Below are 12,202 nucleotides of genomic sequence, written 5' to 3' on the forward strand. Positions count from 1 at the left end.
CCGCCACCGTACGCGAATCACCGGTGGCGCACGTCGGGTCTCCGAAAGCGCTCCGTAGACTTTCAGGGTGACCGAGAGACTGGATGCCCGACGCCCCGACGCCCCGACCCTTGCCGGCCAGTACCAGCCCGGCGAGGTAGAGCAGCGACGGTACGAGCAGTGGGTAGCCGGCGGGCACTTCCGGGCGTCGGCGCAGAGCGACAAGCCGCCGTTCGCCATCGTCATCCCGCCGCCCAACGTCACCGGCTCGCTGCACATGGGCCACGCGTTCGAGCACACGCTGATGGACGCGCTCACCCGGCGCAAGCGGATGCAGGGCTACGAGGCGCTGTGGTTGCCCGGCATGGACCACGCCGGCATCGCCACCCAGAACCTGGTCGAGCGGCAGCTCGCCGGCGAAGGGCTCTCCCGGCACGACCTGGGCCGGGAGAAGTTCGTCGAGCGGGTCTGGCAGTGGAAGGCCGAGTCCGGCGGCGCGATCCTCGGCCAGATGCGCCGGCTCGGCGACGCCGTCGACTGGGACCGCGAGCGTTTCACCATGGACGAGGGCCTCTCCCGGGCCGTGCAGACCATGTTCAAGAAGCTCTTCGACGACGGTCTGATCTACCGGGCCAACCGGATCATCAACTGGTGCCCGCGCTGCCTCACCGCGCTCTCCGACATCGAGGTCGAGCACACCGACGACGAGGGTGAGCTGATCTCGATCCGCTACGGCGACGAGGTCGTGGTGGCCACCACCCGGGCCGAGACCATGCTCGGCGACACCGCGGTCGCGGTGCACCCGGACGACGAGCGTTACCGCCACCTGATCGGCACCGAGGTGGCGCTGCCGCTCACCGACCGGCGGATCCCGATCGTCGCGGACGAGCACGTCGACCCGAGCTTCGGCACCGGCATGGTCAAGGTGACCCCGGCGCACGACCCGAACGACTTCGAGATCGGCCAGCGGCACGACCTGCCCTCGCTGACGATCATGGACGAGCGAGGCGTCATCACCGCGCCCGGGCCGTTCCAGGGCCTGGACCGCTACGAGGCCCGCCCGGCCATCGTGGCGGCGCTGCGCGAGCAGGGCCGGATCGTGGCCGAGAAGCGGCCCTACCTGCACGCGGTGGGGCACTGCTCGCGGTGCAAGACGACCGTCGAGCCGCGGCTGTCGCTCCAGTGGTTCGTCAACACCGGGCCGCTGGCCAAGGCGGCCGGCGACGCGGTGCGGGACGGCCGGGTGAAGATCGAGCCGGCCGAGCTGGCCAAGCGCTACTTCGCCTGGGTCGACAACATGCACGACTGGTGCATCTCGCGTCAGCTGTGGTGGGGCCACCGCATTCCGGTCTGGTACGGCCCGGCCGGCGAGATCGTCTGCGTCGGGCCGGACGAGGCGCCGCCGACCGGCGAGGGCTGGCGGCAGGACGAGGACGTCCTCGACACCTGGTTCTCCAGCGGCCTCTGGCCGTTCTCCACCCTCGGCTGGCCGGAGCAGACCCCGGACCTGGCGAAGTTCTACCCGACCAGCGTGCTGGTCACCGGCTACGACATCCTGTTCTTCTGGGTCGCCCGGATGATGATGTTCGGCCTGTACGCGATGGACGGCGTGCAGCCGTTCGACGTGGTGGCGCTGCACGGCATGGTGCGCGACGAGCACGGCAAGAAGATGTCGAAGTCGTTCGGCAACGTGGTGGACCCGCTGGACTGGATCGACCGGTTCGGCGCCGACGCCACCCGGTTCACGCTGGCTCGCGGCGCCAACCCCGGCCAGGACGTGCCGGTCAGCGAGGAGTGGTGCCAGGGCTCCCGCAACTTCTGCAACAAGCTGTGGAACGCCACCCGGTTCGCGCTGCTCAACGGCGCGCACACCGGCGGTCCGCTGCCGGCGGCCGGCAGCCTGTCGACCGTCGACAGGTGGATCCTGTCCCGGTTGGCGCACGTCACCGCCGAGGTCGACGAGCAGTTCGAGGCGTACGAGTTCGCCAAGGTCTGTGACCTGCTCTACCACTTCGCCTGGGACGACGTCTGCGACTGGTACGTGGAGCTGAGCAAGCCGGTGCTCGCCGAGGACGGGCCGGCGGCGGACGCCACCCGGCGGGTGCTGGGCCACGTGCTGGACCAGCTCCTGCGGCTGCTGCACCCGGTGATCCCGTTCGTCACCGACGAGCTGTGGACCGCGCTCAACGGCGGTGCGACAGTGCTGACGGCGGCCTGGCCGGTCGCCGACCGTACCGGAATCGACGACGCCGCGGAGGCGGAGGTCGCCACGCTCCAGCGGGTGGTGACCGAGGTCCGGCGGTTCCGTTCGGACCAGGGGCTGCGGCCGACCCAGCGGGTCGCCGCCCGGCTCGACGGCCTGACCGGCGCGGGCATCGCGGCGCACGAGCCGCTGGTCCGCTCGCTGGCCCGGCTCGACGCGCCCGGCGACGACTTCCAGGCCGCCGCCACGCTGGCGATGCCCGGAGAGGTGAGCGTCGCGCTCGACACCCGGGGCGCCATCGACGTGGCCGCCGAGCGGGCCCGGCTCACCAAGGACCGGGCGGCGGCCGAGAAGGAGGCCACCCAGGCGCGGGCGAAGCTGGACAATCCGGCGTTCGTCGGCAAGGCGCCCGAACCGGTCGTCGCGAAGATCCGGGACCGGCTGGCGGTGGCCGAGGCGGATCTGGTCCGGATCGACGCCGCCCTGGGGGCGCTGAACTCGTGAGTGACCGTACCGATCCCGCGTTCGCCGAGGTGGAGGCCACGCTCAACGCGCGCGGCTTCACCCGGATGCGTTTCGAGCTGGAGAAGATCGAGAGCCTGCTCGACCTGCTGGGCAGCCCGCAGCGGGCGTACCCGTCGATCCACCTGACCGGCACCAACGGCAAGACCTCGACGGCCCGGATGATCGACTCGCTGCTGCGGGCGTTCGGGCTGCACACCGGCCGCTACACCAGCCCGCACCTGGAGACCGTCCGGGAGCGGATCAGCCTGGACGGCGAGCCGGTGAGCGAGGAGCGGTTCGTGGCCACGTACCGCGAGATCGCGCCGCTGGCGGAGCTGGTCGACCAGCGGTCCGCCGAGCCGCTCACCTATTTCGACCTGACCACGGCGTTGGCGTTCGCCACGTTCGCCGACGCCCCGGTCGACGTGGCGGTGGTGGAGGTCGGGCTCGGCGGCGCCGAGGACGCGACGAACGTGATCCAGGCCGGCGTCGCCGTGATCACCCCGATCGGGCTGGACCACACCGAGTGGCTCGGCGACACCATCGAGGACATCGCGCTGCACAAGGCGGGCATCATCCACCCCGGGGCCACCGTGATCGCGGCGGCGCAGGAGGAGGAGGCCGCCCGGCCGATCCTGGAACGCTGCGCCGAGGTCAACGCCACCGTCGCCCGCGAGGGCGCCGAGTTCGGGGTGATGCGCCGGGCGGTCGCCGTCGGCGGCCAGGTGCTCACCATCCAGGGCCTGGGCGGGGTGTACGAGGAGATCTTCATCCCGCTGCACGGCGCGCACCAGGCGCAGAACGCGGCAGTGGCACTGGCCGCGGTGGAGGCGTTCCTGGGTGCCGGCGCGCGGCGGCAGCTCGACATCGAGGCGGTCCGGGAGGGCTTCGCCGCGACCAGCTCCCCGGGTCGGCTGGAGCGGGTGCGTACCGCCCCGACGGTGCTGCTCGACGGCGCGCACAATCCGCACGGGATGGCCGCCACGGTCGCCGCGCTCCAGGAGGAGTTCGCGTTCAGCAAGCTGGTCGGCGTGCTGGCCGTGCTCGGCGACAAGGACGCGGCCGGGCTGCTCGACCTGCTCGAACCGGTGCTCGACACGATCGTGGTCGCGGAGAACAGCTCGCCCCGGGCGATGCCCGTCGACGAGCTGGCCGAGCTGGCGCAGGAGGTCTTCGGGTCGGACCGGGTGCAGGTGGCCCGGGAGATGCCGGACGCCATCGAGGCGGCGGTGGCCGAGGCCGAGTCGGACGTGCCGGGCGAGCTGTCGGGTGTGGGCGTGCTGATCACCGGTTCGGTGGTGACCGTGGCCGACGCCCGCCGGCTGCTCAAGCGATGACCGGCCCGGAGCAGCGCCCGGACACGCAGCCGGGCCCGGGCGGCGAGGCGGGTCCGGAGCAGTCGGGTGGGGCGGGTCCAGGCGGCGAGGCGGGTCCGGGCGCGCAGCAGTCGGGTGAGGCGGGTCCGGGCGGCGTCCGCCGGTCCGGGCTGCGCAACCCCGACAAGGCGGTGCGCGGCCTGGGCGCCGGCACCCTCTCGCTGGAGGCGCTGGTGCTGCTGCTGGCCATCCAGCCGATCCGGGTCGTCGGCGGCGACCTGAGCGGCGCCGCGATCGCGGCGATCGTCGCGCTGGCCGTGGCCTGCGTGGTGCTGGCCGGCATGATGCGCCGCGGCTGGGCCTGGCAGGCCGGCACCGTGGTGCAGGGCCTGCTGCTGCTCTCCGGGCTGCTGCACTGGTCGCTGCTCGTGCTCGGCGTGATCTTCGCGCTGGTGTGGGCGTACGCGTGGCACGTGCGCCGGGTCATCCTCGGCTGAGCGCCGTTTCTCGTTGAGCGGGGCCCCTTCCTCTACCGCAGGCGTTGAGAAGGGGCCCCGCCTTGCACCTCAGGCGTCGGCGAGCGAGCGCCACTGGGTCAGCGCGACGCCGTGCCCGTCGGGGTCGCGGAAGGCGGCGGCCCACACCTCCAGCTTGGTGCCCCGGTTGACCACCCGCGGGGCGTACGTGAACCGGACGCCCGACTCGCGCAGCCGCTCGTACGCCGCCTGGATGTCGTCCACCTCCAGGTTGACGTGCACCAGCCGACGACTGATCGGCGCGGCGCCGGTCACCCGGCGCAGCACCAGCCGGGTCGGCCCGGAGCCGAGCACCGCGTTGCCCTCGCCCCGGTCCAGCTCGTCGAAGCCGAGCTCCCGGTAGAAGTCGAGGGACCGGTCCAGGTCGGTGACGAGCAGCGTGATCCCGACCCCGCTGATCGGGCTGGCCAGCTCGTCCGCCTCGGCGGCGCCGGCCGGACCGAAGATGGCCTCGTCCAGCTCCTGCGGAGTGGGTGGCGCGTCCCGCTCCGGGGCGTCCAGCGGCACGTCGATCGGGTCCACCGCCACGGTGTCGTCGGCCCGGTCCTCGGCCGGCGGGCGGGGCGTCGGCGCGCGGCGGGGGAGCGGGCCCACCGGTGCCGGCTCGACCAGCTGACCCTCCAGCACGACCGGGCCGCCGGGCCGCTGGCGCATCACCACCGGCTCGCGTTCCTCGGGTCGCGGCGGGAGGTCGTCGAGCAGCGGATCCGGCGCGGGCGGGTAGTCGTCGCGGAGGAAGTCGTCCTCCGGGGCGCGGCCGGCCCACGGCGGGGCCTCCTGCGCGATGAGCGTCTCGTCGAACGGGTCCGCGTCGGCGTACTCCGGCGGCAGGTCGGTGACCGGGGCGGAGTTCTCGGTGTGGGTGGGCACCTCGTCCCAGAGCACCCGGACGTGGCGCTGGTCGTCGAGCGCCACCCGGACCGGCAGCGCCTGGCCGAGCGAGGGCCACTTGGCGACCGGCACCCGCGGCTCGATGATCTTCTTGGAGCGGGGTGGCAGGCCGGGGGCGTCGATCACCAGTTGCAGCTCGCAGCGCCCGAACGCGTACTGGGTGGGCGGCTCGGAGGCGCTGTGCACGTGCCCCAGGCCGACCACCCAGGTGCGGCCACCGCCCCGGACCGTGGCCAGGGCGATCGCCAGCACCAGCAGCGCGACGCCGAGCGCGACGATCGCCCAGCTGGTCATCCCGAGCCCGAACAGGGTCACGAACGCGGCCACGGTGCCCAGCACCGCGCCGATCAGCTTGCGTACCGGCGCGATGGTGCGGTTCCCGCCATTCGCCACAGTGGACCTCCCAGGGGTTCCATGGTCAGGCTAGGCCGCCGCGGCGGGCCAGGGAAGACGCAGCCGCCGCGCCGGCGCCGGGACCGGGTCGCTACGCTGACCGTACCCAGCGCGACCAGGTTTAGGTGCACAGGAGGAAGCCAGCGTGTCCAGCAGCAGCCCGGACGAGCGGACGCTCGTACTGATCAAGCCCGACGCGGTGCGCCGTGGTCTGGTGGGCGAGATCCTGTCCCGTTTCGAGCGCAAGGGCCTGCGGATCGACGCGCTGGTGAGCCGGACCATGGACGGCGACTTCGCCGACCAGCACTACGCCGAGCACGTCGACAAGCCGTTCTACCCGCCGCTGAAGACGTTCATGACCGGTGGCCCGCTGGTGGCGCTGGTGCTCTCCGGCGACCAGGTGATCGAGGTGGTGCGCGGCATGATCGGCAGCACCGACGGCCGCAAGGCCGCCGCCGGCACCATCCGCGGCGACCTGTCCCTGTCGAACCGGGAGAACCTGGTGCACGCCTCCGACTCGACCGACAGCGCCAAGCGCGAGATCACCCTCTGGTTCCCCGAGCTGGGCTGACCGACCTCCCGACGGCCCCGGCTCCCCGCGTGGGACCGGGGCCGCCGTCCGCTCAGCGGCCGACGCGGGTCAACTTGTCGGGGTTGCCGACCAGGTAGAGGTGGGTGATCCGGCCGTCGGCGGCGGCGACGCCGAGGGTGTACCGGACCCCGGACGGCCAGCGCAGCAGCAGGGCGGGCGCGCCGTTGAGCTCGACGGGCGTGGCCCGCACCCCGGGGCGGCGGTGGTGGTAGACCCCGGCGAAGAACCGGGCGATCCGGTCCGCGCCGTGCACCGGCTTGCGGGCCGCACGGATCCGCCCGCCGCCGTCGGACCAGGCGGTGGCGTCGGCCGCGACCAGGTCGGTCAGCCGGGCCAGGTCGCCGTCGCACGCCGCGGCGAGGAAGGCGTCGAGCAGCCGTCGCTGCTCGGCCCGGCCGGCGGTGAAGCGCCGCCGCTCCTCGGCGAGCCGGGCCGTCGCCCGGTGGTGCAGCTGGCGGCAGTCCGCCGCCGACCGGTCCAGGACGTCGCCGATCTCCGCGTACGGCAGCGCGAACGCGGTGTGCAGCACGTATACCGCCCGTTCCGGCGGGGTGAGCCGTTCCAGCAGGTGCAGCAGCGCGATGGAGACCGTCTCCCGCAGCTCGACGGTTTCCAGCGGCCCGAACGGCGACGGGTCAGTGGGCACCGGCTCGGGCAGCCACGGGCCGACGTACGTCTCCCGGGCAGCCTGCCGGGCGCGCAGCCGGTCCAGCGCCAGTCGGGTCACCACCCGGGACAGGTAGCGGCGCGGCTCGTCGACCGTCGCCCGGTCCACGCCGAGCCAGCGCAGGTACGCCTCCTGGAGCACGTCCTCGGCGTCGTGCAGGCTGCCCAGCAGCCGGTACGCCAGCCCGAGCAGCATCGGCCGGTGCGCGGTGAGCGCACCGGCCGACTCCGCCGCCGGCGTGGTGGTCACACCTCGAGCGGTGGCTGGGTCCGACTGCTGATCACGATCCGGTTCCACACGTTGATTGTGGCGATCGCGACCACCAGGTCCGCCAGCTCCCGCTCAGACCAGACCTTTGCCGCGGCGTCCCACACCTCGTCCGACACACCGTGCTCGCCGAGCCGGGTGACCGCGTCGGTCAGGGCCAGCGCGGTCCGTTCCCGCTCGTCGAAGAACGGGGCCTCCCGCCAGGCCGCCACCGCGAACAACCGCCGGCTGTCCTCGCCGGCCCCCAGCGCCTCCCGGGTGTGCATGTCGACGCAGAACGCGCAGCCGTTGAGCATCGACGCCCGCACCTTCACCAGCTCCAGAACGGTGTGGTCCAGGTTGCCCCGGATGTACTTCTCCAGCCCGAGCACCGCCGTGTACGCCTCCGGCGCCACCGCTGCCATGTCGATCCGGCTCATCGCCGCCTCCCTCGTGTCGTCCGTACATGCACACGACGGATCGGGGCCCGTCCGGCGTGACGGCGCGGCGTTGTGACGGTCGTCATGCGCGTGCCGGACAGCAGCGCGCCGCTGAGGTGTGAGGAGGGGCCCCCTCCAATCCGTATGCGTTAACAGGGGGCCCCTCCTTACTCGGAGGCGGAGCGGGTGGTGGGGCGGGTAAGCTTGGGCGCACAGGCGTCGACCCGGCCATCACCGGCGAGCCTCCGGAAGAACAGCCGGGCAACCGGCCCAGTAGAACCGGACGGGTCCGGCCCGTCACAGCCGACGAACGAGCGGGCGGTCGCACCTCGACCGCCAAGCGGGGTGGTACCGCGGACCACCCGGGAGCGCCGTCGAGGCGTACCCCCGGACGGTTCGTCCTCGCAGACCCACCGACGAGTGAGCTGCGCGAGGAGAGCGACCCCCGATGGCCTATCCGTTGCACGACCCGACCGGCGCCGGCGTCCCGGCGAGCCCGGACCTGCCCGCGGTCGAGCGCCGGGTGCTGGAGCACTGGACCGCCGACAAGACGTTCGAAGCGTCCGTCGAGGCGAGGCCGACCGGCGAGAACGGCAAGAACGAGTACGTCTTCTACGACGGCCCGCCGTTCGCCAACGGCCTGCCGCACTACGGCCACCTCTTCACCGGCTACGTCAAGGACGTGGTGCCGCGCTACCAGACCATGCGTGGGCGGCACGTCGAGCGGCGCTTCGGCTGGGACTGCCACGGCCTGCCGGCCGAGGTGGTGGCCGAGAAGCAGCTCGGCATCACCACCAAGGCGGAGATCCTCGACCTCGGCGTGGCCCGGTTCAACGACGCCTGCCGCGCCAGCGTGCTGGAGTTCACCCAGGACTGGGAACGCTACGTCACCCGGCAGGCCCGCTGGGTCGACTTCGCCAACGACTACAAGACGCTCGACCTGGACTACATGGAAAGCGTCATGTGGGCCTTCAAGACCCTGCACGACAAGGGTCTGGTCTACGAGGGCTTCCGGGTGCTGGCCTACTGCTGGCGGTGCGAGACCCCGCTGTCGAACACCGAGACCCGGATGGACGACGTCTACCGGGACCGGCACGACCCGACGCTGACCGTGTGGTTCGAGCTGACCGCCGACGAGACCGCGCCGGAGCTCGTCCGGGGCCCGGTGAAGCTCGGCGTCTGGACCACCACGCCGTGGACGCTGCCGTCGAACCTGGCGCTCGCCGTCGGCCCGGACATCGAGTACGCGGTGCTGGAGCGCGACGGCCAGCGGTACGTGGTCGGCGCCGCGCGGCTCGGCGCGTACGCCAAGGAGCTGGAGGGCTACCAGCAGGTCGGCACCGTGTCCGGCCGGGACCTGGTCGGGCGTCGCTACACCCCGCTCTACGACTTCCTGGTCGAGCCGGCCGGCCCGAACGCCTACCAGGTGCTCGGCGCGGAGTTCGTCACCACCGAGGACGGCACCGGGATCGTCCACCTGGCGCCCGCGTTCGGCGAGGACGACCAGAACACCTGCAACGCGGCCGGCATCCCGACCGTGGTCACCGTGGACGACCACACCCGGTTCACCGCGCTGGTCCCGCCGTACCAGGGCGAGCAGGTCTTCGACGTGAACAAGCCGGTGATCCGGGAGCTGAAGGAGCGGGGGGTGGTGCTGCGGCAGGACGTCTACACCCACTCGTACCCGCACTGCTGGCGCTGCGACACCCCGCTGGTCTACAAGGCGGTGTCGTCGTGGTTCGTCGCGGTGACGGCGTTCCGGGACCGGATGGTCGAGCTGAACCAGGAGATCAACTGGACGCCCGGGCACATCAAGGACGGCTCGTTCGGCAAGTGGCTCGCCAACGCCCGGGACTGGTCGATCAGCCGGAACCGGTTCTGGGGCTCACCGATCCCGGTGTGGCGCTCCGACGACCCGAACCACCCGCGCATCGACGTGTACGGGTCGCTCGACGACATCGAGCGGGACTTCGGCGTACGCCTGACCGACCTGCACCGGCCGGCGGTGGACGACCTGGTCCGCCCCAACCCGGACGACCCGACGGGCAAGTCGATGATGCGCCGGGTGCCGGAGGTGCTGGACTGCTGGTTCGAGTCCGGCTCGATGCCGTTCGCCCAGGTGCACTACCCGTTCGAGAACCGCGACTGGTTCGAGCACCACTACCCGGGTGACTTCATCGTCGAGTACATCGGGCAGACCCGTGGCTGGTTCTACACCATGCACGTGCTGGCCACCGCGCTGTTCGACCGGCCGGCGTTCCGCAACTGCCTCAGCCACGGCATCCTGCTCGGCTCGGACGGCCGCAAGATGTCCAAGAGCCTGAAGAACTATCCGGACGTCTACCACGTCTTCGACTCCTACGGGTCGGACGCGATGCGCTGGATGCTGATGTCCTCGCCGGTGCTGCGCGGTGGGGACATGGCGGTCACCGAGACGCTGATCCGGGACGCGGTGCGGCAGGTGCTGCTGCCGTTGTGGAACGTCTGGTACTTCTTCACGCTCTACGCCAACGCGGACGGCCACCAGGCGCGCCGGCGCACCGACTCGACGAACGTGCTCGACCGGTACGTGCTGGCGAAGACGAACGAGCTGGTGGCGACCGTCGGCGCGCAGATGGACGCCTACGACATCTCCGGCGCCTGCGGCACCGTCCGGTCCTACCTGGACGCGCTGACCAACTGGTACGTGCGCCGCTCGCGGGACCGGTTCTGGGCCGGCGACGCGGACGCGTTCGACACGCTCTGGACCGTGCTGGAGACGCTCTGCCGGGTGGTGGCGCCGCTGGTGCCGCTGACCGCCGAGGAGATCTGGCGCGGCCTGACCGGCGAGCGGTCGGTGCACCTGACCGACTGGCCGTCCGCGCAGGAGTTCCCGGCCGACCCCGAACTGGTCTCCGCGATGGACAACGTCCGGGCGGTCGCCTCGGCCGCGCTGTCGCTGCGCAAGGCGAAGGGCCTGCGGGTCCGGCTGCCGCTGGCGAAGCTGACCGTGGCCTCGGCCGTCGCCGACCAGCTCCGGCCGTTCGCCGACCTGGTCGCCGACGAGGTCAACGTGAAGGAGGTCGTGCTCACCGGCGAGGTGTCCGCCTACTGCCAGCAGGTGCTGACCGTGGTGCCGCGAGCGCTCGGCCCGCGTGTCGGCAAGGCGGTCCAGCAGGTGATCAAGGCGGTCAAGGCGGGGGAGTGGGAACTCGTCGACGGCGCCCCGGTCGCCGCCGGGGTCACCCTCGCCGAGGGCGAGTACGAGCTGCGCCTGGTCGCCGCGGACGCGGAGCACTCCGCCCCGCTGTCCGACGGCGTGGTGGTGCTGGACACCGCTGTCACGCCGGAGCTGGCCGCCGAAGGGCTCGCCCGGGACGTGGTCCGGGTGGTCCAGCAGGCCCGCCGCGACGCCGACCTGGACATCTCCGACCGGATCACGGTGGCGGTGTCGGCCTCCGAGGAGGTGCGCGCGGCGGTCGCCGCGTTCCGCGACTTCGTCGCGCGGGAGGTGCTGGCCGACAGCATCGACTTCGTCGAGGGCCTGGACGGCTTCGCCGGCGAGGTCGGCGACGGCGAGCGCGTGGTGGTCACCGTTCGCCGCGTGTGAGGTGTAAGGCGGGGCCCCTTCTTAACGCATGCGGTAGAGAAGGGGCCCCCTCTCACTCCGGCGTACCGAGCGGGTGGACTGCGGGCCACCCGCTCGGCCGGGGGTGGCGGCGTCGGCTACCGTGACAGCGCCTGTTTCGCGTACGACCGCCGGAGGACCCGTGCCCCTGCTCTACACCATCGGCAAGCTCACCGTGGCGCCCGCGCTCCGGTTGGCCTTCCGGCCGCACGCGGAGGGGTTGGAGCACATCCCGGCGACCGGCGGCGCGATCTTCGCGGGCAACCACCTCTCCGTCGCCGACGAGCTGCTGCTCGGCACCGTGGTCCCGCGGCACCTGGCGTTCTGGGCCAAGTCGGAATACTTCAACGGCACCGGGGTGAAGGGCGGCTTCTCCAAGTTCGTGCTCACCGGGCTGGGCGCCATCCCGGTCGAGCGGGGCGGCGGGCGGGCCGCGCTGTCCGCGTTCGACGCCGCGATTCCCGTACTCAAGGCCGGTGACCTGGTCGCCGTCTACCCGGAGGGCACCCGGTCGCCGGACGGGCGGCTCTACCGCGGCCGCACCGGCGCGACCCGGCTGGCGGTGGCCGCCGGCGTGCCGATCATCCCGGTCGGCGTGACCGGCACCGACAAGGCCCAGCCGATCGGGACCCGGGTGCCCCGACCGGGCCGGGCGAAGATCACCATCAAGTTCGGCAAGCCGCTGGACTTCACCGGGCGGCCCGACGACCGGTCGTCGCTGCGGGCCATGACCGACGAGCTGATGGCCGAGATCCAGAAGCTCACCGGCCAGGAGTACGTGCCCCGCTACGCCCCGAAGCGCAGCGAGGAGCCGCCGGCCTGACCGGC

General features: G+C 72.4%; 9 protein-coding genes. 6 read left to right on the forward strand and 3 right to left on the reverse strand.

Annotated features, from left to right (window positions below):
* Positions 1-67 precede the first annotated feature (67 nt).
* From O7598_RS05770 to O7598_RS05780, 3 genes are read left to right on the forward strand one after another with little or no spacing between them, the layout of a single operon-like run.
* Positions 68-2,686 (forward strand): valine--tRNA ligase, encoded by a 2,619-nt coding sequence (locus tag O7598_RS05770; RefSeq protein ID WP_269690334.1) that lies wholly within the window; start codon positions 68-70, stop codon positions 2,684-2,686.
* Entirely contained in the window at positions 2,683-4,023 is a 1,341-nt protein-coding gene (locus O7598_RS05775) for a bifunctional folylpolyglutamate synthase/dihydrofolate synthase (RefSeq protein WP_269690335.1), read from the forward strand. Before O7598_RS05770 ends, O7598_RS05775 begins: the two co-directional genes overlap by 4 nt.
* Positions 4,020-4,499 (forward strand): DUF4233 domain-containing protein, encoded by a 480-nt coding sequence (locus tag O7598_RS05780; RefSeq protein ID WP_332367363.1) that lies wholly within the window; start codon positions 4,020-4,022, stop codon positions 4,497-4,499. The genes O7598_RS05775 and O7598_RS05780 overlap by 4 nt, the downstream gene beginning before the upstream one ends.
* Positions 4,500-4,568: 69 nt before the next feature.
* Here O7598_RS05780 and O7598_RS05785 read toward each other — a convergent pair whose 3' ends face one another.
* Positions 4,569-5,822 (reverse strand): VOC family protein, encoded by a 1,254-nt coding sequence (locus O7598_RS05785; RefSeq protein WP_269690336.1) that lies wholly within the window; start codon positions 5,820-5,822, stop codon positions 4,569-4,571.
* A gap of 145 nt (positions 5,823-5,967) precedes the next feature.
* Between O7598_RS05785 and ndk the strand changes: the two genes are divergently transcribed.
* Positions 5,968-6,393, forward strand: coding sequence for a nucleoside-diphosphate kinase (gene ndk, locus O7598_RS05790; protein WP_091072442.1), 426 nt, complete (start codon positions 5,968-5,970; stop codon positions 6,391-6,393).
* Positions 6,394-6,445: 52 nt separating this feature from the next.
* Here the strand turns inward: ndk and sigJ are convergent, their stop codons facing one another.
* On the reverse strand, positions 6,446-7,330 hold the full coding sequence (gene sigJ / locus O7598_RS05795) for an RNA polymerase sigma factor SigJ (protein WP_269690337.1): 885 nt from the start codon (positions 7,328-7,330) through the stop codon (positions 6,446-6,448).
* Positions 7,327-7,767 carry a carboxymuconolactone decarboxylase family protein gene (locus tag O7598_RS05800; protein ID WP_269690338.1) on the reverse strand — a complete coding sequence of 147 codons (441 nt, stop codon included), beginning with the start codon at positions 7,765-7,767 and terminating at the stop codon, positions 7,327-7,329. The genes sigJ and O7598_RS05800 overlap by 4 nt, the downstream gene beginning before the upstream one ends.
* 448 nt (positions 7,768-8,215) lie before the next feature.
* Between O7598_RS05800 and ileS the strand changes: the two genes are divergently transcribed.
* Positions 8,216-11,356, forward strand: a complete 3,141-nt coding sequence (gene ileS / locus O7598_RS05805; RefSeq protein WP_269690339.1) for an isoleucine--tRNA ligase — start codon at positions 8,216-8,218, stop codon at positions 11,354-11,356.
* Between the two features lie 160 nt (positions 11,357-11,516).
* Positions 11,517-12,197, forward strand: a complete 681-nt coding sequence (locus tag O7598_RS05810; protein WP_269690340.1) for a lysophospholipid acyltransferase family protein — start codon at positions 11,517-11,519, stop codon at positions 12,195-12,197.
* Positions 12,198-12,202: the final 5 nt, after the last annotated feature.

It is taken from the genome of Micromonospora sp. WMMC241 (assembly GCF_027460165.1).
Taxonomy (GTDB): Bacteria; Actinomycetota; Actinomycetes; order Mycobacteriales; family Micromonosporaceae; genus Micromonospora; species Micromonospora humi.